Source organism: Pseudomonas sp. ERMR1:02, from assembly GCF_002277815.1.
In the GTDB taxonomy this organism is placed as follows: domain Bacteria; phylum Pseudomonadota; class Gammaproteobacteria; order Pseudomonadales; family Pseudomonadaceae; genus Aquipseudomonas.
The window spans coordinates 54463-79379 of the sequence record NZ_NKJI01000020.1; the positions used below are offsets into that span (position 1 = coordinate 54463).

The window sequence follows — 24917 nt, forward strand, 5'->3', positions numbered from 1 at the left end:
CAGCACCAATGTTGCCGATGAGCGTAATAAGTCCTCTGAAATGGGAGGTAAGGATGATGGGATGAGCGGTGGTGGAGGACGCAAATCCTGATGTGGTGTGATTCTCATCAAGCCCCGACTCTATCGGGGCTTGATTCAACAGTACCCTTTCTCTGGGACTGTGATTTTTTGATATCAATTCGAATCCGGACGGTCACAAGGTCATCGGCAGGCTAAAAGCTTATCGACAATCCGGCACCAGGTTCGGCTCCCCCTGTGCCATTGCTATCAATAGGAGCTATGACGAGGAAGCGCTCCATGTATTCTCAATATTCTTCTGCCCAGTTGATGGCCTGTCGCTGCATTGCGATAGACCAGAACAAAGACTATTCGAAGAAGCCAATGCAATCAGTCGCTGCGCGTTTGACATGCTCGATCAACCCGACTTTGACAGCGAAAAATTTCACCAATATTTGCAGCTTCGCGCAAAAGCTGAGGTCTTGTTTCGTGAGGCACTGGATCATTTCTCTCTATTGAATGAGCACTTTCCTCCGCTTCCGAAACGTTCCTCGGCAACTTACTCACCGCTTGACCTGCCTTATAAGTAAAGCGAATGAGCGCGTTTTCGATTTTTGATATCGCCCATAGGCATCCCGACGGCCCTATACTGAAGAATAACTTTCGCAAGGGTGGTTCGCAGCCAGTGCCGTACGAGAATCTACGATGAAAACGACTTTGAAACGCCCATCCTCGCTCCCCGAGCGCGAAGGCGTGATACCTAGCCACCTTCCTTTTCCCGTGGTGGGAATCGGTGCATCCGCTGGCGGCATAGGTGCACTCAAGTCGTTTTTCGAGCAAATGCCCGGCGATAGTGGCATGGCGTTCGTCATTGTTTTGCATCTTTCACCCAACCACGAAAGCGTGGCTGACCAGATCATTCAGGACTCTACGCCGATGCCGGTGCACCAGGTCAACGAAACCTGCGCCATCGAGAGAAATAATGTTTATGTGATATCGCCTGCCAGCCAATTATCCATGAATGATGGTTACTTGCGGGTCATCAATACCCCTAGACCGCTGGGAAATCATATAGCCATCGACTTGTTCTTCCGGGACCTGGCGGACGTGCACAAGGAATACGCGTTCTGCATCGTGCTCTCCGGCACTGGCAGTGATGGCGCGGTAGGCCTGTCGCGAATCAAGGAGCAGGGCGGGGTAACCATTGTACAGGCGCCCTCCGATGCCGAATTCGATGGCATGCCTCAGGCTGCCATTGCAACGCATTTGGTGGATGTTGTACTGCCGGTCGCCGAGATTCCCTTGAAGTTGATTGAATTGTGGCGCAATTCCCAAAAAATAAACTGCCGCCCGCCCACGACATGCAATTGGCTGCCAACGCTCCAGAGCGCGAGCGGTTGGCTGCCGAGCAGACCCTGCAGGATATCTTGCTGCTGCTGAGAACCCGTACGGGTCATGACTTCAAGCATTACAAGCGCGCCACCGTGCTGCGGCGTATCGAACGTCGCATGCAAGTGACCGCGCAATCGGATCTGCCGGCTTACTTCAACTACCTTGAAACCATCCGAAGAGGCCAACGACCTGCTTGGCGATATGCTGATCGGCGTGACCAACTTTTTTCGCGACCGCGAAGCGTTCGAGGCGCTGGAACGTCACGTCCTGTCAGCTTTGATGGGCAGTGGGCTGGAAAAGCCCAAGCGTGACGAAGTGCGCATCTGGTCTGCCGGCTGTTCCACAGGCGAAGAAGCCTACAGCCTGGCCATCCTGTGCACCGAACATCAGAAACTCGAAACCAACCCCGTCAAGGTGCAGGTGTTCGCCACCGACATCGACGAGCGAGCGATTGCCACCGGGCGCGCCGGGCAATATCCCGAGGCCATCCTCACCGATGTGCCACCGACCCGGCTGCGCCAGTACTTCGTTAAAGACGCCCAGCAATATAAGGTTCGTAAGGAGATTCGCGAAAAATCCTCTTTGCCAAGCACAGCCTGCTGTCCGATCCGCCATTTTCTCAGATCGACCTGATCGTCTGCCGCAACTTGCTCATCTATCTGGAGCGCGATATCCAGCGCGAGATCCTGCAGATGTTCCACTTCGCCCTGCGTCCGGTGGCTACCTGTTCATGGGCTCCTCCGAGTCCGCTGACGCCTGCCCTGAGCTGTTCACCCCTGTGGACAAGCGCAACCGTATTTTCCGCGCCAAGACTGGAGGCGTTGGTCGTCGTGCGCCCACCATGCCGCGTGTCGGTTTCAACTCGTACAATATGTCGATCCCGCCTCCGCTGGCCCAAGTGCAGCACAAAATCGCTTACGCCGATATTCATCAGCGCGCACTTGAGCACCGCTTGCCGCCGAGCATGATTGTTGATGCCAATGCTGACATCCTGCACATGAATGAAGGTGCGGGCCGCTTCCTGCGGTATGTAGCCGGCGAGATGAGCCGCAACTTGCTGACGTTGGTAATGCCGCAATTGCGGTTGGAGCTGCGCACTACATTGTTCCAGGCGCAGCAGAGCGGTAAGGCAATCATGTCCAGGAAGATACGGGTGCAAGACCCCGCGGGTGATTACCTAGTGGATATCATGGCTCAACCGTACAAGGACGAAGCGACCGAGCAGGATGTGCGCCTGATTGTGTTCGAGGTTTCGCATTTTGATCCAGACGCGTCCCTCAACGGCCTGAACTTCCAGACAGAGAACCAGGTGCTCGATAGCCTGGAAAACGAGTTGCAGCGCACCAAACTGCATCTTCAGGAGACTATCGAGCACTCGGAAATTTCAAGTGAGGAGCTGAAAGCTTCAAATGAAGAAATGCAGGCCATTAACGAGGAACTGCGTTCAGCCTCTGAAGAGCTCGAAACCAGCAAGGAAGAGTTGCAGTCAATCAACGAAGAGTTGCTGACCGTTAACTACGAGCTCAAACCAAGGTCGAGGAAACCGACAAGATCAACGATTACCTCGCCAACCTGATCGCCTCCACCGATATCGCCACGGTGTTCGTCGACCGCAACATGCATATCCGCTGGTTCACCCCACGAGCCACCGACATCTTTAGCATGCTGCCGCTGGACACCGGTCGGTCGCTGCTGGACATCACCCACCGCCTGAATTATCCGCAGCTCGCCGACGACGCAACGTCGGTGTTCGAATCCCTGAACATGATGGAGCGGGAAGTCAGTAGCAGTGACCGCGCTGGTACATCGCCCGCCTGTTGCCGTACCGCTCTAGCGAGAGTCACATCGATGGCACGGTATTGACCTTCATCGACATCACCAAGCGTCGTGAAGCCGAGGACGACCTTCGCGCGGGCCAGGAGCGTATGCGACTGGTTGCGGAAAGCACCCATGACTTCGCCATTATTATCCTTGACGAGCAAGGCCTGATCACCGACTGGAATACGGGTGCAGAGCTGGTTTACGGTTACACCAGCGCGGAAGTGGTCGGTGCTTATTACGACTTGATCTTTTCGCCCGAGGATCGCAGCGCCGGGATACCTGAAAACGAATTGCGCGCAGCCCGAGAGCACGGTCGCGGCGAAGATGAGCGCTGGCATGTGCGCAAGGATGGCAGTCGTTTCTTCGCCAGCGGGGAAATCACGTTACTGCGCACAGAGGCGGTCATGGGCTACGTGAAGATCGCGCGCGACCTGACTGGCCACAAACGCCTGCATGAAGAACAGAGTAAGAGACTGGCGGAAAACCAGGTCAGCAGCCACATGAAGGACGAATTCTTCGCCGTCATGTCTCACGAGCTCAAGCACCCGCTCAATCTGATCCAGCTTAACGCCGAGATCCTGCGACGCCTGCCGGCGATCCGCAGCGTTGAAAAGGCGAGCAAGGCGGTCAACACGATCAGTGATGCGGTCGCCAGTCAGGCGCGCATTATCGATGACTTGCTCGATGTAGCGCGCATACGTACCGGCAAATTGAAGCTCAAGACGTGCCTGCTCGACCTGACGACCATGCTTCGGGAAATTCATGACCTGGCTAGCGAAGAGTATCCAGCCGTCGAGCTGACTCTGCAGCTTCCCTCATCAGACTCCGCTCCAATGATCGTTGATGGCGATTCCACACGGCTGGAACAGGTGATCTGGAATCTGCTGCACAACGCACTGAAGTTCAGCCCGACGAATGCCAAGATCAAAATGATACTTAGCAGGGCGGGGGACAGTGCTCAAGTGGACATTGTCGACAACGGGATCGGCCTGTCGCCCAGCGATATCGAGCACGTGTTCGACCTTTTTAGTCAGGCTGCGCCTAAAGTAGCTACCGTCCAGCGCGACGGCCTCGGCATCGGCCTGTCGCTGGTTCGTCAGTTGGTGCAGGCTCATAGTGGCTCGGTCAACGCCCGCTCGGCCGGACTGGGCCACGGTTGCACCTTCACCGTGCTGTTACCGATTTCCGACCGGGCGCTTGATATCGACGGGAATGACGAAATCCAGCAAAGCGGTCGTCTCAAGGGGTTGAAAGTGCTGGTGGTCGATGACTCTCCGGAAATCCTGGAGGTCATGCGAATGTTGCTCGAAATGGAAAATGCGTTAGTCAATACTTTCAGCGATCCTCTGCTGGCGTTGAAGAACGCTACAGACGAGCACTATGACGTGATCCTCTCGGACATCGGCATGCCAGAGATGAATGGCCACGAACTCATCCAGTCATTGCGACAAACCAAGCTACACAAGTACACGCCGGCGATTGCGCTCACAGGCTATGGCATTGACCATGACCCGCATCAAGTCAAGGATTCCGGTTTCGACCGTCACATGACCAAGCCAGTGCAGTACGAGGAGTTGATTGAAACAATTGAAACCCTGTGCAGCAGTATGTTGGAGTGAAGTGCCATTGGCTTGCAGGTAAAAAACGACCTGATTTCCTGGATGTACTCGCACCACTGTAGGAGCGAGCCGGCTCCGGGCGGCGTTCCGACGAAAAACGTCCAGACAACGCGATCATCCAGACAGGGCGCGTTATCGTTGACGTCCATCGCGAGCAGGCTCGCTCCTACATGCCGGCATCTTCACCGTGAAAATGGTGCCCCTTTCCATGGTCGATTCGACTTCTATGTTTCCGCCATGTCCAGCCACGATCTCTGCTGCTATGAACAATCCCAAGCCCATGCCTGCCGACGGGTCTTGTTCACTGTCGGTGAATCTGGAATAACGTCCTTGCGGGTTGAACAGGGTAGGCAGCGCGCCGGGAGCAATTGGCTTTCCGAAGTTTTGTACGGTGAAGTACGCATTGCTGGCGTCCCCATTCAAGGTCACCTGTACAGGCTTTTGCTTATCCCCGTGCTTCGCAGCATTGCTAATCAGATTTGTAAAGGCTTGCCCAATGCGCAAAGGGTCAAACCGACCTGGCACAGCGTCCGCACAGCTAAAAATGATCTGCATATGCGGGTAACAGGCAGTAACTTCTTCTATTACACCTTGGCAAATGGATTTGAGTTCAACGCTTTGCTTGTTTACCGGAATGCCTGTCCCGAGATTAAAGCGTGCCAAGTCGAGTAAGTCGTTCATTATTTGATTGGCGCGCCGCACGCTGACGGATATTTGTGAAGCCAGGTGCGATTGACGAGGGTCCGACGTTTTGCTCTGCCGAAGAATATCCCCTGACATCATAATGGCGCCTAATGGACTACGCAGATCGTGGGCTAACACGCCCAACACGATTTTGCGGGTGGTCTCTACGGCGCGCCCATAGGACGCAATCGACTCCACCATCGCTTGATCAATAGCTTCATTGAAGCGGATCATGTCCCCGATCTGGTGCTCTTCCCCCGAGAGTTCTTGTGCCAGCCATAGCCTGAGCACGGTTGACCTGAGCGCCCGATATTCCGAGACCATCTGATCCAGCGTGAATCCTTCCCTCAGGCGTAGTACGCCATGGTTTTGAGCCGCCGTCTGGTTTTCGCTGACAGGGCTGAGACCTTGAGACTTATTGATCTGCTGCTCTGTTTGGGACGTGCGCATATCCAGCGCCACCGTACATAAAATTTGCTGCGCGTTATCCCTCAAACCCTTGGCGTCAAGGTCGCTCGCTGGAGTTTCCACGGTTCGGGCGAAGTTTTCCCATTCCTGGAGAATCGGCTCAAGGTTCCCCAGGATGAAATCCGCAAGCAGCATGCCTTGGCTCCTTATTCCCAACACTGATGGAAATCCAGCCAGCAAATCTGGCCGGTGGGATCAGCCTAGCTCTTGAAACGTGGTAGGTACAGCGCCAGGCCGGCTCCGGGAGAGTCGGCAAGCGGAGTGAGGTGTGAAAACCCTATATCTTGAGTGCGCTCCGGCTTTTTATATCCAGACGTCGTTTTGGGCCGTCCGCTCGCCACCTTCATGGCCGGTATTAAGAATCCCTCGAGGTTCGTGTCCCGTCGGTTGTGGCCCCCCGACAGGGCAAAGATACAGCAGGATCACACTAAAACGGCCAGGCCCGGGCCCGGATATCCCCCTATCTAAAAATATTCATACGCTGTAACAGGCGGCGCTGACAATGAGCGCAAGAAAACACACCAACTGAACGCTAAAGAAGGTAAACCGAACCGCCACGAACGTATCGGTTTGCACATGGGCTACGTGAACCAGAGACTGGCACACGCGAGCGATCAGGACGATTATGGACAAGTAGTTCACTGCAGGGCCGTCGACACCAAGGGCTGAAATCACGAACACGATGGCGGCAAAGACAGGCAGATTTTCCACACAGTTCGCGTGTGCTCTTGTCCCGCGCCGGTACCAATCTTCGCCTTCGGGCTGATCGCTTCGGAAAGAGGCAATCGGAACCCTCGAGAACAGGATTCTGCCCCAGCGATACACCCCGACGGTTGCCATCAACAGCAGCAAAGTCCAGGTCGCAAATCCAAGCAACATCCACATCGGTGTCGTCATGGCTGCCATCCTCAAGAATCATTTTCAGCACGTCATCCCACAGCAGTGCGGCCGACGCGCAGTCGGCCGTCCGCTGTTGATCAATGACTCATGATGGGTGCCAGTGCAGTCTGAATCCTGGACATCTGTGCGGGTGTTGTCATGCGCGCAAGCAGCCGGCCAAAGTGTGGATGCTGCACGCCCGAGATAATGTATTGCCAGCGGTAGGCACCAAGCACGCAGGCCTTGATTTGCGCTGTCTCATCGACACTGAACGATGGTGAGACATTTCGAACAAAGTAGTCGGTATCGGACGCTGATTGTGCCTGCAGGATTGCGTCGACGGCCGCCACTAGCGCAATCAGATCGTTCACTGCCTGGTCGCGCTCGGCTGGCGAGAGTTTCGCGTGCTCTGCCTTCCACTCCAGTTCATCGAGTACGACGTGCCGGCTCTCATCCTTCCAGTGAAATTTGAAGACATCCTTGAATAACGGGCACAACTCCTCGCGCGGGGCGATGCTTTGCGTGTAGTGCGTTTGAACAAACAGCTCGATATGACACGTCAGCGCCAGCACCGACCAGGTGCTGGCCGCCAGTACCGCGCGCGCTACTTCGTTTGGATCGGCAACTTGACGGTATCCCGCTGGCAATTGCGAACCCATCATCGTTTCCATGCGCCGGAACAATTCCTGGTGTTTGATTTCGTCGTTGGAAAAGCGCACCAGCGCTTCGAGTGCGAGCTGATCGTCAAATACATGGGCCCGACCTTGATCGAGCATTTTGGCACTGATAAAGCGCTCGACCAGGCCGAAGATATACGCATAGGTTCGGCCCTGAATCTGGCTGAGCAGGCGCGCCTCGTCCGTGGCGAGAAAAGTCAGGCGGTCGATCTGCGATAGTCCGTCGGGCAAGAATTTGCGCGAAAAGTCGAAACTTCGGTCCTGCAGCAAATCGCGATCGATCTGCCACTCCGCTTTCTTCGAAGATCTGACTATTTGAGCATAACGGGCGGTGTTGCCCGAATATGAGCCGGGTACGGTAGCGATGGTGTTCATATCGATCTCCTGCTTGCCTGGTCGAGTTGAAAGGGGGCAGGTGCTAATCTAGGCCTCGCAGTTCAGGCGGCGAATGACCAGTGCGCCTGATTACATGCTCCGGACTCCGGAAAGGAGGGCTGGCAATTGCTGGATGCGCTATCTGATGTCTTGCGGGTGATTCGGCTATCCGGAGGGGTCTTCCTCGAGGCGGAGTTCACTGCGCCCTGGTGCATCAACGGAAAAATTTCTGCGGACGACTGCAAACCGTTCCTGGCGGCACCTCGACATATCATTGCGTCGCATTTTGTCGCCGCCGGAACCATGCAATTACGAATTGACGGTGGTGCCACCCTCGACGTCCGGGCAGGCGAACTCATCCTGCTTCCGCGCAATGACCTTCATGCATTTGGCAGCGACCTGAGCATTGCGCCCATGCCGGTGAAGGAAGTCATCCAGCCGCCAGAAGTCGGCGGCATTTCACGCATCAAGTACGGCGGGGGCGGCGAGGCCACGCAGTTGTTGTGTGGATTCCTCGGCTCTGAAACACCCTTCAGTCCGTTGCTTTCATCGCTGCCTTCCTTATTGAAACTGGACGTACGCGCGACGACTTCGGGCGCCTGGATTGAAAGCTCATTTCGTTTCGCCGTCAGTGAAATCGCGGCGGGGCGCGTCGGCTCGACAGCGGTCATCGCCAAACTCTCCGAATTGCTCTTCGTCGAAGCCGTCAGCCAGTATGTCGCGAGCCTCCCCGCTGAGCGGCGCGGGTGGCTGGCGGGTTTACGAGATCCGCATATCGGGCGCGCATTGGCGCTGCTCCATGCTCGCCCAACCGAGGGCTGGACAGCAGAAGCCCTGGCGCTTGAAGTGGGCATGTCGCGCTCGGTATTCGCGGAGCGATTCACGGCATTGGTCGGACAGCCACCGATGCAATACCTGACGCTCTGGCGTATGCACGTGGCGGCTCAACACTTGCGCGAAGGTCGTGGCAATGTGGCGCAAATCGGTTTCGCAGTTGGCTACGAATCCGAAGCCGCGTTCAGTCGTGCATTCAAACGCCAGTTCGGCACATCTCCCGGCATGTGGCGCAGACAAACAGCATGAGAAGGTCAGGTCAGGTCAGGTCAGCGCCGCGGCCCGGCGCAGGAGCCGCGACGTTCGATCATTCAGCCAGAGGGGAGCAGGCCTTTCTGTTTGGCGACATGAGTCGCCAGTGCGTCCATCAAGTCTGGGGACAGGCAGTCATAGGGCTCCAGGCCGATGGCGCGCAGGCGCTCGCGGATAGCCTTCATTTGCGCTGGCGGTGTGCCGGTTTCGATGATGGAGGACACGAATGCCGCGAAGCCTGGCGCCGCCCATCCGCTCTGGGGAGACAGCTCGGTGTGGACGAAGTCCAGGCCATAAAACGCATGGTTCTTGTTCTCGATGCGCCCGAAGAGATGGGCGTGACACTGCTTGCAGGCGTGGCGCTGGATGGTGGCGGTTTCGTCGACAATCGCCAGTTTTTCGCCGTGGGCAGTGACGCTGACCTTATCCCGAGGTACCACGGCAATGACGGCGAATGTCGCGTTTTGCGGTTTCCAGCATTTGCTGCAGCCACACGCGTGGTTATGCAGAGTCTGTGCGTCGATCCTGACTTCGACCTTGTCGGTCGCACACAGGCATTGCAGGGTGCCACCTGTGAAATTCGCGGCGGCGGGTTGGAAACCATTGTCCAGTACAGGGTGAAGTTTCAAGGTGCTCATGCTGTCGTCTCCATTTCAGGGTGTCAGACAAAAGTGCCTGGGGTCGTGCCCCATATCCAGATCAAGAATAGCGCGCCTGTAGGAGCTGGCTTGTCGGAGCGCCGCATCGCAGCGAAGGCGGCCTGACAGCCGACCTGGATGTTTTTGACCGGGTACATATCCATTCCTGCGGTAACGGCGACTTATGGTTTCGCCCTGACGGCGAGTCACTTGGAAGAGCCCCAAGTAACCAAGGGCTCTTGCCCCTGTCGTTCGGTGCCTCGCTAGTGCTCGGCATACCCTCGCTCCGGTCCCGCTCCGTGGGCCCGCCGCGATCGGCCATCCATGGCCGTGCGCGGCTAACCCGGCATCCATGCCGGGTTGCCCACTGCGCAGAACCTGCGCTCGGCCTCTCGATGGGGCAAGCAGATCAAAAGCCAGATCAAACGCGCGCGAGGCGGCCTGTCAGCCGACCTGGTTGAGGTAGGTACGCGTACCCCTGTAGGAGCCGGCTTGCCAGCGAAGGCAGCAGTCCAGTCAACAATGCAGTGCCTGATACACCGCCATCGCCAGCAAGCCGGCTCCTACAGGTTTGCGCTGCGTCACTCGATCTTCTGACGCGCAGCACATGGCGGTTCCGGCTTTGGGTGAGTATGGGGTGGAGGATTTCAAGGTGGGGATGTGATGGCTGGTGTGTGGGCTGGGCTTTTTGCCAACCCCCAGAAACGACAAAGCCCTGAGTGATCAGGGCTTTGTCGTAGGAAGAAGACGGAGGCGCTGCTCTACCGTCTGAGCGGCGACGAAGAAATGCCTTGTTGTGGGAGGCCTAACGGCGCAATCGGAATTTTTGCCAGCTCCGACCGCTGGAGAAACCTCCCGAGTCACCGCGAAGGGTATAGAGACTTGCCCTGTAGAACGCTGTCATTCGTGAGCATCCAAAGCTCCTTATCTTTTTATACGCCCATCTCCATCCCCGAGATCCGGCATCGTTAGCTTTTCCAGCGAGTGTCACTTCGCAGCCCTGGTTAAATTATTGGCAGTGCACGATAGCAATTGGCCTACGCTAGAAATGAGTCAAATAATAACCTTTTATATTCAGTGGCTAATACCAAGTCGACACATTTCTGACACATAACGATCACCCACAGTGGTTGCTGCGCAATCTCTTGATGCACGTCCATTTGCGAGCTTTTTTCTGGAGTTCACCGGGTGGTGGCGGCTGTCGCGCATCGTTCCGCTGTTATGCGCCCCCAGTTCTGTGTCGACACCACCAGGTTGCCGGAATTTTCCATTCATGTCGTGCCAAGCGCCAAGCTACCCACAGGGATGGGTGAACCCGGCCTGCCCGGCGTGGCGGGCAGTTGATCACCGAAGCGCTTCTCCACGCTTTCCAGCATCAAGTCGCGGATATCATCGCCGCTATAACCGGTCGGGCTCGCGACCCAGCCGATGGCCTCGCGATCACACAGTAGCGTCCAGGCGTTTGATGTGGCATTGGGCATGCGGCTAAGCGAGATTCGCCGTCAGCGAGAATGACCGCTTACATTCCAAGCTGGCATCCATATCGAATAGAAGTATTTTTTCTAAGTGAGCAGTAACGGCCATGTAAAAAAAGTATTGAAACTACAATTATTCAGCATTAGACGACATTGCACCCTGTCCTTAGGCTTCGCCCCATTACCTGCGGTGCCTGGCGCGCCCGGTATCCTAAAATATTCGAGGAATGGGCGATGTCCGAACGTAGTGGTGGCCAACTTGTCGTTGATCAATTAGCAAACGAAGGCGTGCAGACAGTGTTCTGCGTACCGGGTGAAAGTTATCTGGAAGTGCTTGATGCGTTACACGATTCGCCAATAAAGCTAGTGGTGTGCCGCCAGGAGGGTGGGGCGGGTTACATGGCCGACGCTCACGCCCGGATTACCGGAAAGACCGGCGTGTTCATGGTGACTCGAGGCCCCGGTGCGGCCAATGCCATGGTCGCGTTACACACGGCCTGGCAAGACAGTGTGCCTTAGTGCTGTTCGTGGGACTCATTCCGCGCGCTGAAACCTACCGAGAATCCTTCCAGGAGTTCGATCTCAATGGCTGGTTCGGTACGACCACCAAAGGCGTGTTCCAGATCGAGCACGCCGAGCGGATTCCTGAAATCGTGTCCCGGGCTTTTGCGCTGGCGCGCACAGGTCGGCCGGGGCCGGTAGTCATCGGACTGCCGGAGGACATGCTGCGTGATCGCGTGCAGGCTCAGGCCGTCGAGCCTATTCGTGCTCTGCAAAGTGTTCCCGGGCAGGACGCCATTGCTCAGTTGGAGCACCTGCTGGCCACTGCTTCAAAGCCGCTGGTGATTCTTGGCGGCGGAGGCTGGACGCCTCAGGCCACCCGGCAGGTCCAGCATTGGCCGAACGCTACGAGTTGCCGGTTGCCGTCGACTTTAACTGCATGGACCTGATCGACCATCGCTCGCCGTCTTATGTCGGGTCCCTGGGTTATGGACGCTCACCCATCATGGCTGACGCGTTGCGAGAAGCAGATGTGGTGATTGGCATCGGCTCACCGTTAGGTGACATCGTAACGGACAGCTGGGCGCTGCTGCCGGTGCAAGGTCATACGGCCAAACTGCTGACGGTGTTACCGGACAGCGATTGCCTGGGCGCCATGCATCCTAAAGCGCTTCGCATCATCGCGGACATGCGCGGGTTTGCCTCCGCACTGCAGACCTTGAAGCCATCTGCACCGCTGCGCTGGAGTGACCGAACCCGTGCGTTGCGTGAGGCGGGCGAACGTTTCCGTCAGCCACCCAATCTTGGCGGCGATATCGACCTCAACGTTATTTTCGAACACTTGCAGCAATCACTCCCAGACGATGCCATCGGCACATGGGGGCTGGCAACCACGCCGGATGGGCTGGGCGCTACTTGCGCTTCAACGGTTACCCATCGCAATTGGCGCCACGCAACGGATCGATGGGCTACGGCGTTCCGGCGGCCATCGCCGCGGCCTTGGCGCATCCACGGCGTCAAGTGGTTTCGGTGGCTGGCGATGGCTGCTTCATGATGAACGGCCAAGAGCTGACAGTGGCTAGAGGCTTGGGTGTGAAGCCGCTGATCATCGTGTTGAACAACGGCATGTACGGAACCATCCGGACCCATCAGGAAATCCATCATCCCCAACGCATCAGCGGCACCGATCTGGTCAATCCGGATTTCGCCGACTACGCCCGCGCTTTCGGTGGTCACGGGGAAACGGTGATCAAGACCGAAGAGTTTGCCGGGGCGCTTGATCGCGCGCTGTCCAGCGACACGTTCAGCATCATCGAGATTCGCATCCCTCAGGACCTTCTCGGTCCGGATATGCGCATGAGCGATCTGCACCGCTGATTGGCCTCCCTCTTTTGCTAAGGAATTCCCATGGCTCAATTGACCCATGCTCAATGGCAACAGCGTGCTCTGTCGCTGTCGATTGAAACCCGCGCGTTTATCGACGGGCGTTATACAGCGGCTTCGCACGGTGCGACGTTTGAATGCGTCAGTCCGGTGGATGGCCGTGTGCTGGGTCAGGTCTCCAGCTGTGATGCCGCAGACGCGCAACTGGCAGTGGCGGCTGCGCGCAAGGCATTTGAAGCCGGGCACTGGTCACGCAAGGCGCCGGCCGCACGCAAACAGATCATGTTGCGTTTCGCAGCGCTGATCGAACAACACAGTGAAGAACTGGCGTTGCTGGAAACCCTGGACATGGGCAAACCCATTGCCCATGCGCTGGGAATGGACCTGGTAGCGACGGCCGAAGCCATTCGCTGGAGTGGCGAGGCGATCGACAAGATCTACGACGAAGTAGCCGCCACGCCCCACGATCAGTTGGGTCTGGTGACACGTGAGCCAATCGGCGTGGTCGCGGCGATCGTGCCATGGAACTTCCCGCTGATGATGAGCGCGTGGAAACTCGGACCCGCACTCGCCACTGGCAACTCGGTAATTCTGAAACCCTCGGAACGCTCGCCGTTGAGCGCGATTCGTCTGGCGCAACTGGCACTCGACGCGGGTATTCCCGCGGGCGTGTTCAACGTGTTGCCCGGCTACGGTCACACCGTCGGCAAGGCATTGGCGCTGCATATGGACGTCGACACGCTGGTGTTTACCGGGTCCACACGAATCGCCAGGCAGTTGCTGGTGTATGCCGGCGAGTCGAACATGAAACGTGTTTGGCTCGAGGCGGGTGGCAAGAGCCCCAATATTGTCTGTGCTGATGCCCCGGATTTAGAGGTTGCAGCGCAAGCCGCGGCGGCGGCGATTGCGTTCAATCAGGGCGAAGTGTGCACCGCAGGTTCGCGTCTGCTGGTTGAACGCAGCATCAAGGATGACTTTGTCGCCAGGGTCATTCTGGCCTTGAAGGCATGGACCCCCGGACATCCGCTCGACCCTTCGAGCATGGCGGGTGCAGTAGTGGATCAACAGCACCTGGAGAGCGTCCTGGAGCACATTGCTGCTGCGCAACAGCAGGGGGCGACCTTACGCAGTGGCGGTCGGCAATTGCGGGTTGAAAGTGGCGGCGCCTATGTCGAGCCAACGCTGTTTGATGATGTCGATAACGCAATGGGTATCGCCCGTGACGAGGTATTTGGCCCCGTGCTGTCGGTGATTGCTTTCGACACATTGGAGCAGGCGATCGAGATTGCTAACGACAGCCCGTACGGACTTGCAGCGGCTGTATGGACACGCGACCTGTCCAAGGCTCACCTGGCGGCAAAAGCCCTGCGTGCCGGCAGTGTGTGGATCAATCAGTACAGCGGTGGCGACATGACCGCACCTTTCGGCGGTTTCAAACAGTCGGGTAACGGCCGTGACAAGTCGCTGCATGCATTCGATAAATACACCGAGCTCAAAGCCACCTGGATCAAGTTGTAGCGCGGTAATCGCTTGCGTATTCAAATCTCGCTCTACATCGCTGGTGGGGCGATTTTTGATGATTAGCACCATGCTTTTTAGGTATCGATAGTCCAACAATTCAGCATTGGACGGCATGGCTTGCTGAATTTACGCTCTTCCCACACCCAGTTACCTGTGGACCCGAAAATGAAAACAATAAATATCAATGCGCTCGAGAAAGACATCGTCGCCACGGTCGAGACACTGCGCGAAGAGTCCATCGCACTGTTGAGTGAACTGGTATCCCATGCCTCGCTCCTGGGTGAAGAACAATCGGCGCAGGACGTGATGAAAAGAGTTTTTGCCGATGACCTGGAGCTTGAAGTTAAAGCGCTGACCATCGACGAAGACCTGATCAAGGATCATCCGGGGTATTCGCCATCACTGGTTTGCTACGACGGTCGGGTCAACGTGGTCGGAACTCATCGGCCTTCGGTGGTGCAGGGCAAGTCGATTATTTTCAACGGTCATATAGACGTGGTCCCCGTCGGTGATGAACGCCTGTGGACTCAGCCGCCCTTTCAGCCGTGGGTCGACGGTGACAAATTGTTTGGCCGTGGTGCGTCCGATATGAAGGCCGGTATCGTCAGTTACATCATGGCGTTCAAAGCATTGAAGCGATTGGGTTATGAGCCGGCAGCCAAGGTCATTTTGCAATCGGTGATCGAAGAAGAATGCACGGGTAATGGTGCGCTGGCCTGCCTGGTTGCCGGCCACACGGCTGACGCTGCATCATTACCGAGCCGACAGCGGGCTTGATGACGTGCCAGATGGGTGTGCTTTGGTTATCGCTGGAAATCAGTGGCAAGCCGGCCCATGCGGCCATGGCGTCACAGGGCAGCAGCGCGGTTGATGTTGCATTGGCTTTGTTCGCCGGCCTCAAGACGCTGGAAAGTGAATGGAACGAGCCTGCCAACCGGCATCACTGCTATAGCCACCACCCTAAGCCGATCAATTTCAACCTGGGCAAGATCCAGGGCGGTGAATGGACCTCTTCGGTTCCATCGATGTGCCGGCTGGATGTTCGCATTGGTTTTTATCCCGAAAAAACCGTGGAACAGATCAAGGAGGAAGTGGAAGCCAGACTCCAGGCCTTGTTCCTCGCTCACCCGTCCCATTTGTCGTCTCAGTACCAGGTTACTTATGGCGGTTTCCAGGCCCAGGGCTGTGAGATCGACATGAACCAGCCGGTGATTACCTCGCTGCAACGTACCTATGCCGATGTGATCGGTGAAGTGTTGCCGCTGGTCACATTTGAAGGCGCAACCGACGCGCGGTTTTTCAATTTGTACGGTGGTATCCCCGCGACCTGTTACGGCCCCGTTGGTGGCTCCATCCACGGCATTGATGAGTGGGTTTCGATCAACAGCATGATGGATGTAACCAAGGTCCTGGCCGTGTTCATTGCACGCTGGTGCGGCCTCAACCGCGCGCAATAAAAACAAAAATTCAATGTCACCTTTCTGCCTGCCCGCACAAAATTATAAGGCGTTCAGTTATGTATATCGTTCGTTCGGCACCTCAGGTGGCCGGGTCGCTTGCGGCCGCTCTTTTTATGGCTCCGATGTTCGTTCAGGCCGGGGAAACCGGCTTCATCGAGGACAGCTCACTGACGCTGAACACCCGGCAGTGGTACTCCCACGAAATTGGTCGCAAGGACACTTTCTTTTCCGCTCAGACGTCTGAAGGTCGACGGGCCGTCCGCGATCGCACAGCCTGGCTTGAGGGCTTCAAGCTTGACTATGTGTCCGGGTTCACCCAAGGCATGGTCGGCTTCGGTCTCGACCTGTCGGCGTATTCCGCCGTTGCCCTTGAACGCAGCAAACTGGCGACCGCGGGTGGTAGCAACCGACTGTTGGTCGACAAGAACGGCGACGTGGTGGATGACTGGAGCAAGATTGGCGTGGCAGCGCTGAAATTCAAGGTGTCCGACACGGTGCTCAAGGTTGGCAGACATCAGGTCAAGACGCCGGTGATGGGCTATTCCGATACGCGTACGCTACCGGCGGCTTTCGACGGGGTGTCGCTGGAAAGTCATGACATTGAAGGCCTGACGATCAAGTCCGGGTACTTCGACAAGGCGACGCCGCGTACCGGCGCCGGCAGTCAGGATTTGACGCCCAGTTTCGGATCAAGGCTGGTCACCAGTGACTGGGTGGCCTACGCCGGTGCCGATTACCTGGCCAGCAGTGGCTGGCGCGCCAGTGCTTACGCCTCGCGATTTGAGGACATCTGGGATCGTGAGTACGTGGGGCTGGGGCAAAAATTCAAGTGGGACGAGATCACCACAGATGTCCAGTTTGACTTCTACAACACTCAGTCCTCTGGCCGAGAAGTGGCAGGCAAAATCGACCAGCAAGCTTATGGCCTGAGCATTTCGCCCAGCTACCAGAACCACACACTGAAGTTCGGCTTGCAGCAGATCAAGGGTGATGAGTACTTCGACTATGTGGCTGAATCGAATGCAATCAATCTGCCCAACACCATGCTCTCGTATTACAACGGTCCCAATGAACGCTCATTCCAGGTCAATTACACCAACGATTTCGCTGCGTATGGTTTTCCAGGTTTCAAGACCATCCTCTGGTACATCAAGGGCTGGGGAATTGATGGCACTCACTATGATGGCGGACCTAACGGCATCTATTCGTCCGTGCTCAAGCAGAGTGACGAAAGCCACTACGAGGTTGGAACCTTCGTCAGCTACGTCGTCCAGTCAGGGCAGTTAAAAGGCGTGAATCTACTCAGTGGTTATGCCTGGCACCGCGCCAGCGAAAATCAAATAGAGGGCAACCTCGAAGAGTTTCGTTTGATCGTCAACGTGCCTTTCAAAATATTCTGATCCGCCGACGCCTACCGTAAACACTAATAACAGCATAGAAAATCGGAGTACCCATGAAATCCACAACGCTCCCCGTGAGTTCGACTGACGGGCCCGCTTCGACCCCGATCAGTTTCGATGCGGCGCAGACACGCAAGATCGTGATCGCTGCTTATATCGGTACTGCCCTGGAGTGGTACGACTTTTTCCTGTTTGGCACCGTGGCCGCGATTGTGTTTGCTCCGCTGTTTTTTCCGGGCGACGTCCCGCCATTTCTGTAATGGGTGCCTTCCTGAGTTTCGGTGTCGGCTTCGCTGCCCGGCCGATGGGAGCGATGGTGTTTGGTCACATCGGTGACAAGTATGGTCGGCGCAGTGCATTGGTCATCACGGTACTGATGATGGGGTTGGCCACCACCATGATCGGCTTTCTACCGACCTACGCCACGGCCGGTATCGTCGCGCCCATCTTGCTAACCATTCTGCGCGCCGTGCAAGGCATTGCTGCCGGTGGAGAGTGGGGTGGAGCGACCTTGCTGGCGATCGAATACGCGCCCCCGAAAAAACGCGGTTTGTACGCGGCCATTGTGCAACTGGGTTCGCCGACGGGTACTTTGCTGTCTTCGGGTGCCGTCGCGCTGGCCGCTTCATTACCCGGTAACGCTTTCCTGGAGTGGGCGTGGCGCGTGCCGTTCGTGGTGTCCATCGTGTTGGTGGGGGTAGCGCTTTGGTTGCGCTGGAAGGTCGAAGAAACCCCGGCGTTCCAGCAATTGGCCAGCGAGAACAAAACCGAAAAAATGCCGGTGCTCGAACTGTTTCGCCAAGTCCCGGGCCGTTTACTGTTGGGCATCGCCACTTACCTCTATTGCAACGCCGGTTTCTTCATCATTACCGCGTTCATGATCAGCTATGTCACCAAGACGCTGAACTTGCCCAGCCACGTCATTCTCACGGCGTTGACCTGTGGCGCGATCATGCAAATGGTCATCCTGGTGGTGTCCGGCAAGCTGGCCGACCGCATTGGTTCGACGCAGACGGTGATCATCGGCTACATCATTACCCTGGTGTTGGCATTCCCGATCTTCTGGCTGGTTGATACCCGTGAACCCATGTACATCAACTTTGCCATGGTCCTTGGCCTGGGGTTGGCAACAGTGGCCTACGCGCCGATTGGCAACGTGCTGACCCGTTTGTTTCCGCCGCATCTGCACTACAGTGGCCTGGGTTTGTCGGCCAACCTTTCAGGCCTGATCGCCGGGTTCATGCCGGCTCTGGCCACCGGGTTCCTGATGCTTTCGGATGGCAAGTCATGGGGGCCTGCGTTGCTCCTCAGTCTTATCGCTGCCATCTCGCTTTGCGCCACCATCATCACGTTGTTCGTGACGCGCCACCAACCTGACTGAGCTTTCCTCAGGGTGATTAGCCAGCACGGCGATTCCCCTTTTTTTTCAACACGTATGGCTTCTCCTGGCTCCACCAAGGCGGGAGAAGTGTGCCTGTTCGTTAAAGAGTGTTCCTATGAAAACCATCTATCCGATGCTGTTCGTTTCGATGCTTGCCGCTGCCGTCAGCATGGCAGTGCAAGCCAGTGAGCCCGATGACTGGGTCAAGGCCGCTGCCTTACAGGAAGAGCCGGCAGTCATCGCGCTGCGACACAAGATCCACCAGCATCCCGAGCTGGGCAATCAGGAATTTGAAACTTCCAGGCTGGTTGCTGAGCGTTTGAAGGCACAGGGTATCGAAGTTCGAACCCACGTCGCCAATACCGGGGTCATCGGTGTCCTCAAGGGCGGCAAGCCCGGACCGGTCATGGCGTTGCGCGCCGACATGGATGCCTTGCCCGTGCAGGAACCCGTGGGGCTGTCCTTTGCGAGCACCGCCCGCGCGCAATACCAGGGCAAGGAAGTCCCGGTCATGCATGCTTGCGGGCACGATGCTCATACCGCGATGTTGCTGGGTGCGGCGAAGCTGCTGGCTGACCACCGTGAGCAAATTGCGGGCACCGTGGTGTTTGTGTTTCAGCCAGCTGAGGAGGGTGGCGCGAACATCGATAACTTCACCCAGGGCGCAGAAATCGGTGCGCGCAAAATGATTGCCGAAGGCGCGCTGGACAACCCGAAAGTTGAAGCCATCTTCGGCTTGCACGTCATGGCCGGGCTGCCGAGCGGACAAATTCGCTACAAGCCCGGGCCGATTCTGAACAGTGCCGATGGCCTGCGCATTACCGTCAGTGGACGACAAGTGCATGGCTCGATGCCTTGGAAAGGCGCGGATCCGATTGTTGCCAGTGCGCAGATGATCACGGCATTGCAGACGCTGATCAGTCGTCGCGCAGACCTGAGCCAGGGCATGGGGGTCGTCACTATTGGTGCAATCAACGCCGGGACGGTTGGCAACATCATTCCAGACACCTTGTCGATGCTTGGCACAGTGCGCACCAACGACAACGAGATCCGCAACGGCATCCTCAGCCAGTTGCCACCGATGATCGAACATGTCGCCCAAGCCAATGGTGTAGCGGCAAAAGTCGAGCTCGCGGAATACGCACCGGTCCTGATGAACGACAAACGCCTGACCCGAATGATGGCGGCGTCGATGAAAAAGGCCGCGGACGGCAACGCAAAAATCACCCCGAATTTTTCCCCCGCGAGTGAGGACTTCGCCCATTACGCCAAGAAGGTCCCGGCACTGTTCGTGTTCCTGGGCGCAACGCCTCCCGATCAGGACATGCTCAAAGCGCCTGTTAATCACAGCCCGTTCTTTACCGTCGACGATGCCACGCTGAAGACCGGTGTGCGGGCCCACGTCGAGTTCGTTCTCAACTATCCCCTGCTCGCTGGGTTGGGGGCCAAGTCTCATGATTGATCAAGCTAAAGTGACGCGGCGCACGTTGCTGCGCTGGATAGGCAACACCGCCGGTGCGGCCGCTATGTATCAGGCCATGGGTGCCTTGAGTTTTGCCGGTGAGTCGACTTACACCGGTGATTTCAAGTTAAGCCAGGCGCCGAAAGGTTCGACAGTGCTGGTCTTGGGGGCCGGTCTGGCAGGCATGACCGCTGCCTACGAACTGCGCAAGGCGGGTTACAAGGTCAAAGTGCTGGAATACAACGCCAAGGCTGGAGGTCGATGCTGGACCTTGCGCGGTGGCGATCGCTTCACCGAATTGGGTGGGGCAGTTCAGGAATGCCGGTTTGATCAAGGGCTTTATTTCAATCCGGGTCCTTGGCGAATTCCCTACCACCACCATGCCATTCTTGATTACTGCAAAAAATTCGAGGTCAAACTCGAACCCTTTGTGCAGGTGAACCATAACGCTCTGGTGCATAACAGTCAGGCGTTCGGTGGCAAACCCAAGCGGTATCGTGAAGTCCAGGCCGATTACCAGGGCCACATTGCCGAGCTGCTGAGCAAGGCCGTCAACCAAGGGGCGCTGGATCAGGAAGTCACTGCCGAAGATCGGCAAAAACTGTTGGAAAGCCTGCGTGTCTGGGCCGGACTCGACGCTGAAAATCAGTACCGGATATCACCGGACAGCAGCCTGCGTCGTGGCTATGCCGTGGATGCCGGTGGTGGTCTGATGCCGGTGGCCCAGCCTTCGCAGATCATCGACCGTCAGGCGCTGCTTCAGTCAGGGATGTGGCTGTATCTCATGGTGGGTCAGTTGCATGAGTTCCAGACCACGCTGTTTCAGCCGGTGGGTGGCATGGACATGATCGCCCAAGCGTTCGCACGCCAACTAGAAGGCTTGATCCAGTTAAATACCAAGGTCACGCGCATCCAGCAAAACGATCAGGGCGTGACGGTGACCTGTGAAAGCAGCCAGGGCGGTCAATCGCGCCAGGAAACAGCTGATTGGTGCGTGTGCACACTGCCGTTGTCGATCCTCAGCCAGATCGCTGTCGATTGCAGCGCGCCAATGCAGGCAGCCATTCGCGCGGTGCCTTACAACGCCTCGGTCAAGATTGGCCTGCAGTTCAAAAGACGTTTCTGGGAGCAGGACGAACATATCTATGGCGGTGTGAGCTACACGGACTCGCCGATGCAGCAGATTGGTTATCCCAATTGCGATTATGGCAGCCAGGGGAAGGGCGTTTTGCTCGGGGGCTATCTCTGGGAAAACAACAATGCCTTCGAATTCACTGCGATGCCGCCTGAAGACCGGATCAAAAAAGCCGTGGAATACGGCAGTCAGATTCACCCGCAGTATCCAGTCGAGTTTGACAACGGCATCGCTGTTGGCTGGCATCGAGTGCCTTGGACCAACGGGTGTTACGGGGCCTGGACCGAGGCTTCGCGCGCAGCCCACTACAACAATCTGTGTCAGATCGATGGGCGTCTGGTACTCGCCGGCGAACATGCCTCGCATCTGCCAGCGTGGCAGGAAGGCGCAATTCTTTCGGCGCAGGACGCTATCACCCGCCTGCATGCGCACATCGTCGCACGCCCGACCGCCAAGGCCTGAGGAGCTCACCATGCAAAGACTTTATTGTGCCTCGGTGTTGTTGATTTCGTTGGCGAGCGGGCAGGCAAATGCGCTCGACCCGCAAGTGTCTGCCCCTGGCAAGCATTTCGAGCAACGAGAGGGCGAAAACCTGTTCAAGGCAATTTGCCAAGGCTGCCATATGGCTCAAGGCCAAGGCGCCCAAGGTGCAGGCGCGTATCCGGCCCTGGCCAACAATCCGCGATTATCAGCAGACGCCTATCCCGTTTTCATGGTGGCTCAAGGGCAGGGCGGCATGCCTGCTTTCAAGGGTTTGCTCGACGATGAACAGATTGCGGCAGTAGTGACCTACATCCGCACGCACAACGGCAATGCATTCAATGAGCCGGTCAACATGGCAACGGTCAAGGCATTGACGGGCCGATGAGTTTGCCAATCTTGAAAGAGAGAATTTCGATGCTACGTTTTTCCGTCAATCAGGCACTCGCTGCCACTCTGGGAATGTTTATGCTGCTCGCTCAAGCCAATGCCAGTGAAGTGATCCGTCACAAAATTCCAGGGACCGATTTCCCGGTCGCGCTGGCCATCGAGATTCCGGCAAACGCCACGCTGGTGAATTTCAGTGGTGCGGTGCCGTCGGTGGTCCACGCCGATCAGGACAAAACCAGTGTCGCTGCCTATGGTGACACCCAGGCTCAAACGGTGAATGTGCTGCAGGGCATCGAGCAATCACTGAAGAACCTTGGCCTTCAGATGCGCGATGTGGTGAAAATGCAGGTGTACCTGGTAGGGGATCCGGCGAAGCAAGGCAACATGGACTTTTCCGGCTTCATGAAAGGTTACACTCGGTTTTTCGGCACTGCGCAGCAACCACTGCTGCCGACTCGCTCAGTGTTTCAGGTGGCCGGGCTTGCCAATCCGGGCTTCTTGGTTGAAATAGAGGTCACCGCAGTACGTCGTTGACCGACTGATACTCCAAAAGCGCAGCCATCGAGCTGCGCTTCTTTTCAGGAACGCAAAATGGTAGAGGCGCTATGAACTTACGCCGTGTCGAGTGCTTTCTCGCCGTAGTCGATTTTGGCACGGTCACCGCTGCCGCCCCGCAATTGCACATGGCGCAGCCGGCCCTGAGTCGACAGATACAGAGCTTCGAAGGCGAGCTGGGCTTCAAGCTGTTTGATAATCAGCGCAACCGCTTGCGGCTGACACCCGCCGGTCGCGAGTTGGTGCCTTTGGCGCGGCAACTGTTGAGCAACGCCCGGTCGGTAAAAGCAGCGGCACAGAGTTGGTCCAAGGGGCATATCAACCGTCTGCACCTGGGCGCGACCTACGCCACCATCGCCGGTTTGATCGCGCCTTTCATCAGCACGTTGAAGGTCGAGGATCCATTGATACTCACCCACGAATCGTCGCATTTCGGTTTGCACGAACTGCTTCATAGCGGGATGGACATGGTGGTCTCTCCAATAACACCGGAGCAGGATTGTGCGACGCTGCAATTAGGCCTGGTACCGCTTCGAGCCTATGTGAGCAGCAACCACCCATGGGCTATCAAAAGATGAGCATGGTGACGCTCGCCGAACTGGCGGACCAACCTTTGTTATTGCCCAGCAGTTCCAGCGTCAGTCGGCTTGAACTGGATCTGGCCATGACACGCGAAGGGCTGCGGTATTCGTCAGTGGAGGAGTGCGATCAATCACCCATCATCCAGGCGCTGGCAGCCAATGGGCGTGGCGTGGGTGTAGTGACTGATTTGCCGCGCTACGGGCTACACGGCGTGCTGATCCAGGCATCGCCCCGAACTCCAGAAGTGGAACTCGGCGTTACGCTGCATGCTGCGTGGGACCGTCAGCATTACAGCACTTTGACCCTGGAAAGCCTGGCGCAACGCCTCAAGGATTTTTTGCACAGCACCTATTAGAACGTTGTGCGTTCTTGCGCGTGGGCAAGTGATACAGCAGTAGTAAAAGTGATCGGAACGCCTTGTTGTGTCGGTCATCACCAATAGATCTGCATGTCAGGGAAATCGATACGTCAGTGATGTTGCTAGGCTGGCTGTTTTTTGGCCGATAACGGCCTGTCACGAAGGGTAGTATCCGACCTATAGCTGCCAGTCATTTGTGTCTAAAGAATCAGGGGTAATTCATACTGTCCGCCCACCACTCATTTCTCCAAGATCGACATCCATGCCTGAAGAGTTCGAAGTCCCCAGCCCACACGAGCAACATATTGAGCACACCACCCATCATGCGCATGCACAAGGCGACGGCTTTGCCAGCAAGATTGCGGTGATGACGGCCATCATGGCGACCGTTGGCGCCCTGATGAGCTACCAGGCCGGCTCAACGGAGAATGAGGCGGCCATGGACAAAAACAACGCCGCCATCCAGAAGACCGAAGCCGCCAACGAGTGGAATTACTACCAGGCAAAGTCCAGCCGACAGAGCCTGTCGGACCTGGCGAGCCATCTCCCAGGGCTGGATTCGGCCCACTATGTCTCTGAGGCGCGGCGGTACGGCGAACAGAAAGAGGAGGCGCGCAAGAAGGCTGAAGCACTCGAACAAGGGGCGCGCGAATGGGATGAGAAGTCAGAGCAGGTGCTACATCAGCATCATCGCTGGGCCCAGGCGATGGTGGCGATTCAAATAGCAATTTCGCTGGCGGCCATTACCTTGCTGACGCGTAAGGAATGGCTCAAGCGGGTCTCGTTTGGTGCCGCCGGTGTTGGCGTCATGTTGGGTTCGCTGGCTTGGTTGCATATCTAAGCGAGGCGATCGGAAGATCGCCTGTTGAATGTTGGTGCTTGCTTTTGGCCGATTGTTGTCTGTCGCGAAGGGCTGCACCCTGGCGTGCCCCTGTAGGAGCCGGCTTGCTGGCGATGACGGCAGTCCAGTCAATAATGCAGTACCTGACACGCCGCCATCGCCAGCAAGCCGGCTCCTACAGTGTGTTTTCCAATGCCTTGCTTAGGTACATCGTCTTAACAGCATTACGACTTCATCCGGGCCTTTGGACTTGATGCCTGTCACCTGTCTATGTCCGCTCTTGGCCGATTCTGTTGAAAAAGTCGGATTTTCAGTTCGCCTGAACTCAGGCATGGCTACCACTGGAGAACCTACTCA

At 56.9% G+C, this 24917-nt stretch carries 22 protein-coding genes and 3 pseudogenes; 19 read left to right on the forward strand and 6 right to left on the reverse strand.

The genetic code is table 11. The features are described from left to right. The first annotated feature begins 702 nt into the window (after nt 1-702). Nucleotides 703-4829: pseudogene (locus CES87_RS26240) on the forward strand (CheR family methyltransferase). 132 nt (nt 4830-4961) lie between these two features. Here CES87_RS26240 and CES87_RS26245 read toward each other — a convergent pair. From CES87_RS26245 to CES87_RS26260, 4 genes and pseudogenes are all read right to left on the reverse strand, one after another. Further along, nucleotides 4962-6116 carry a sensor histidine kinase KdpD gene (locus CES87_RS26245; RefSeq protein ID WP_128608396.1) on the reverse strand — a complete coding sequence of 385 codons (1155 nt, stop codon included), beginning with the start codon at nt 6114-6116 and terminating at the stop codon, nt 4962-4964. Nucleotides 6117-6284: 168 nt separating this feature from the next. Then, nucleotides 6285-6356, reverse strand: a pseudogene (locus tag CES87_RS33650) (cupin domain-containing protein); the annotation flags it as partial. Nucleotides 6357-6455: 99 nt separating this feature from the next. Further along, nucleotides 6456-6878, reverse strand: coding sequence for an MAPEG family protein (locus CES87_RS26255; RefSeq protein ID WP_128608397.1), 423 nt, complete (start codon nt 6876-6878; stop codon nt 6456-6458). An 80-nt stretch (nt 6879-6958) separates the two neighbouring features. Then, a complete protein-coding gene (locus CES87_RS26260; RefSeq protein WP_128608398.1) occupies nt 6959-7912 on the reverse strand; it encodes a diiron oxygenase in 954 nt (317 codons plus the stop codon). 126 nt (nt 7913-8038) lie between these two features. On the opposite strand from CES87_RS26260, the gene CES87_RS26265 reads away from it, so the two are divergent. After that, nucleotides 8039-8995, forward strand: coding sequence for an AraC family transcriptional regulator (locus tag CES87_RS26265; protein ID WP_128608399.1), 957 nt, complete (start codon nt 8039-8041; stop codon nt 8993-8995). Between the two features lie 62 nt (nt 8996-9057). Here CES87_RS26265 and gfa read toward each other — a convergent pair whose 3' ends face one another. Continuing rightward, complete coding sequence (gene gfa / locus CES87_RS26270) at nt 9058-9636, reverse strand: S-(hydroxymethyl)glutathione synthase (RefSeq protein ID WP_128608400.1); 579 nt, start codon at nt 9634-9636, stop codon at nt 9058-9060. Between the two features lie 1271 nt (nt 9637-10907). Beyond that, nucleotides 10908-11117, reverse strand: a complete 210-nt coding sequence (locus CES87_RS26285; RefSeq protein WP_128608403.1) for a hypothetical protein — start codon at nt 11115-11117, stop codon at nt 10908-10910. Between the two features lie 228 nt (nt 11118-11345). Here CES87_RS26285 and CES87_RS34575 point away from each other — a divergent pair, with 228 nt between their 5' ends. The 17 genes and pseudogenes from CES87_RS34575 to CES87_RS26360 all read left to right on the forward strand — a co-directional run bounded on the left by CES87_RS34575 (nt 11346) and on the right by CES87_RS26360 (nt 24560). Next, nucleotides 11346-11630, forward strand: coding sequence for a thiamine pyrophosphate-binding protein (locus CES87_RS34575; protein WP_128608404.1), 285 nt, complete (start codon nt 11346-11348; stop codon nt 11628-11630). A gap of 8 nt (nt 11631-11638) precedes the next feature. Further along, entirely contained in the window at nt 11639-12061 is a 423-nt protein-coding gene (locus tag CES87_RS34580) for a thiamine pyrophosphate-binding protein (RefSeq protein WP_178081485.1), read from the forward strand. Continuing rightward, nucleotides 12052-12264 (forward strand): annotated as a pseudogene (locus CES87_RS33660) (thiamine pyrophosphate-binding protein); the annotation flags it as partial. The gene CES87_RS34580 and the pseudogene CES87_RS33660, both read left to right, overlap by 10 nt. A 224-nt stretch (nt 12265-12488) precedes the next feature. Continuing rightward, entirely contained in the window at nt 12489-12989 is a 501-nt protein-coding gene (locus CES87_RS32690; protein WP_256591091.1) for a thiamine pyrophosphate-dependent enzyme, read from the forward strand. Between the two features lie 30 nt (nt 12990-13019). Further along, on the forward strand, nt 13020-14513 hold the full coding sequence (locus CES87_RS26305; protein WP_128608406.1) for an aldehyde dehydrogenase: 1494 nt from the start codon (nt 13020-13022) through the stop codon (nt 14511-14513). A gap of 168 nt (nt 14514-14681) precedes the next feature. Beyond that, entirely contained in the window at nt 14682-15293 is a 612-nt protein-coding gene (locus CES87_RS32695; protein ID WP_218196390.1) for a M20/M25/M40 family metallo-hydrolase, read from the forward strand. Between the two features lie 11 nt (nt 15294-15304). Further along, nucleotides 15305-15973, forward strand: coding sequence for a M20/M25/M40 family metallo-hydrolase (locus tag CES87_RS32700; protein ID WP_218196391.1), 669 nt, complete (start codon nt 15305-15307; stop codon nt 15971-15973). A 59-nt stretch (nt 15974-16032) separates the two neighbouring features. Beyond that, nucleotides 16033-17376, forward strand: a complete 1344-nt coding sequence (locus CES87_RS26315; protein WP_128608407.1) for an OprD family outer membrane porin — start codon at nt 16033-16035, stop codon at nt 17374-17376. A gap of 53 nt (nt 17377-17429) precedes the next feature. Continuing rightward, on the forward strand, nt 17430-17636 hold the full coding sequence (locus CES87_RS26320) for a hypothetical protein (protein ID WP_128608408.1): 207 nt from the start codon (nt 17430-17432) through the stop codon (nt 17634-17636). After that, on the forward strand, nt 17636-18757 hold the full coding sequence (locus CES87_RS26325; protein WP_128608409.1) for an MFS transporter: 1122 nt from the start codon (nt 17636-17638) through the stop codon (nt 18755-18757). Before CES87_RS26320 ends, CES87_RS26325 begins: the two co-directional genes overlap by 1 nt. A gap of 115 nt (nt 18758-18872) precedes the next feature. Beyond that, complete coding sequence (locus CES87_RS26330) at nt 18873-20219, forward strand: amidohydrolase (RefSeq protein WP_256591093.1); 1347 nt, start codon at nt 18873-18875, stop codon at nt 20217-20219. After that, nucleotides 20212-21816, forward strand: coding sequence for a flavin monoamine oxidase family protein (locus CES87_RS26335; protein WP_256591094.1), 1605 nt, complete (start codon nt 20212-20214; stop codon nt 21814-21816). Before CES87_RS26330 ends, CES87_RS26335 begins: the two co-directional genes overlap by 8 nt. A 10-nt stretch (nt 21817-21826) precedes the next feature. Beyond that, nucleotides 21827-22222, forward strand: a complete 396-nt coding sequence (locus CES87_RS26340; RefSeq protein ID WP_128608410.1) for a cytochrome c — start codon at nt 21827-21829, stop codon at nt 22220-22222. An 80-nt stretch (nt 22223-22302) separates the two neighbouring features. Further along, the gene (locus CES87_RS26345; protein ID WP_371858267.1) at nt 22303-22758 is read left to right on the forward strand and encodes a RidA family protein; all 456 of its coding nucleotides are present in this window, start codon (nt 22303-22305) and stop codon (nt 22756-22758) included. 71 nt (nt 22759-22829) lie between these two features. Next, a complete protein-coding gene (locus CES87_RS26350) occupies nt 22830-23357 on the forward strand; it encodes a LysR family transcriptional regulator (protein WP_128608411.1) in 528 nt (175 codons plus the stop codon). After that, nucleotides 23339-23716, forward strand: coding sequence for a LysR substrate-binding domain-containing protein (locus CES87_RS26355; protein WP_128608412.1), 378 nt, complete (start codon nt 23339-23341; stop codon nt 23714-23716). The genes CES87_RS26350 and CES87_RS26355 overlap by 19 nt, the downstream gene beginning before the upstream one ends. A gap of 265 nt (nt 23717-23981) precedes the next feature. Then, nucleotides 23982-24560 (forward strand): DUF4337 domain-containing protein, encoded by a 579-nt coding sequence (locus tag CES87_RS26360; protein ID WP_128608413.1) that lies wholly within the window; start codon nt 23982-23984, stop codon nt 24558-24560. The last annotated feature ends 357 nt before the right edge of the window (nt 24561-24917 follow it).

Coding starts and splice junctions, on each gene's coding strand:
- CES87_RS26245 (WP_128608396.1), bottom strand. CDS start 6,116: ATGCTGCTTGCGGATTTCATCCTGGGGAACCTTGAGCCGATTCTCCAG.
- CES87_RS26255 (WP_128608397.1), bottom strand. CDS start 6,878: ATGACGACACCGATGTGGATGTTGCTTGGATTTGCGACCTGGACTTTG.
- CES87_RS26260 (WP_128608398.1), bottom strand. CDS start 7,912: ATGAACACCATCGCTACCGTACCCGGCTCATATTCGGGCAACACCGCC.
- gfa (WP_128608400.1), bottom strand. CDS start 9,636: ATGAGCACCTTGAAACTTCACCCTGTACTGGACAATGGTTTCCAACCC.
- CES87_RS26285 (WP_128608403.1), bottom strand. CDS start 11,117: ATGCCCAATGCCACATCAAACGCCTGGACGCTACTGTGTGATCGCGAG.
- CES87_RS34575 (WP_128608404.1), top strand. CDS start 11,346: ATGTCCGAACGTAGTGGTGGCCAACTTGTCGTTGATCAATTAGCAAAC.
- CES87_RS32690 (WP_256591091.1), top strand. CDS start 12,489: ATGGGGGCTGGCAACCACGCCGGATGGGCTGGGCGCTACTTGCGCTTC.
- CES87_RS26305 (WP_128608406.1), top strand. CDS start 13,020: ATGGCTCAATTGACCCATGCTCAATGGCAACAGCGTGCTCTGTCGCTG.
- CES87_RS32695 (WP_218196390.1), top strand. CDS start 14,682: ATGAAAACAATAAATATCAATGCGCTCGAGAAAGACATCGTCGCCACG.
- CES87_RS32700 (WP_218196391.1), top strand. CDS start 15,305: ATGGGTGTGCTTTGGTTATCGCTGGAAATCAGTGGCAAGCCGGCCCAT.
- CES87_RS26315 (WP_128608407.1), top strand. CDS start 16,033: ATGTATATCGTTCGTTCGGCACCTCAGGTGGCCGGGTCGCTTGCGGCC.
- CES87_RS26320 (WP_128608408.1), top strand. CDS start 17,430: ATGAAATCCACAACGCTCCCCGTGAGTTCGACTGACGGGCCCGCTTCG.
- CES87_RS26325 (WP_128608409.1), top strand. CDS start 17,636: ATGGGTGCCTTCCTGAGTTTCGGTGTCGGCTTCGCTGCCCGGCCGATG.
- CES87_RS26330 (WP_256591093.1), top strand. CDS start 18,873: ATGAAAACCATCTATCCGATGCTGTTCGTTTCGATGCTTGCCGCTGCC.
- CES87_RS26335 (WP_256591094.1), top strand. CDS start 20,212: ATGATTGATCAAGCTAAAGTGACGCGGCGCACGTTGCTGCGCTGGATA.
- CES87_RS26340 (WP_128608410.1), top strand. CDS start 21,827: ATGCAAAGACTTTATTGTGCCTCGGTGTTGTTGATTTCGTTGGCGAGC.
- CES87_RS26345 (WP_371858267.1), top strand. CDS start 22,303: ATGCTGCTCGCTCAAGCCAATGCCAGTGAAGTGATCCGTCACAAAATT.
- CES87_RS26350 (WP_128608411.1), top strand. CDS start 22,830: ATGAACTTACGCCGTGTCGAGTGCTTTCTCGCCGTAGTCGATTTTGGC.
- CES87_RS26355 (WP_128608412.1), top strand. CDS start 23,339: ATGGGCTATCAAAAGATGAGCATGGTGACGCTCGCCGAACTGGCGGAC.
- CES87_RS26360 (WP_128608413.1), top strand. CDS start 23,982: ATGCCTGAAGAGTTCGAAGTCCCCAGCCCACACGAGCAACATATTGAG.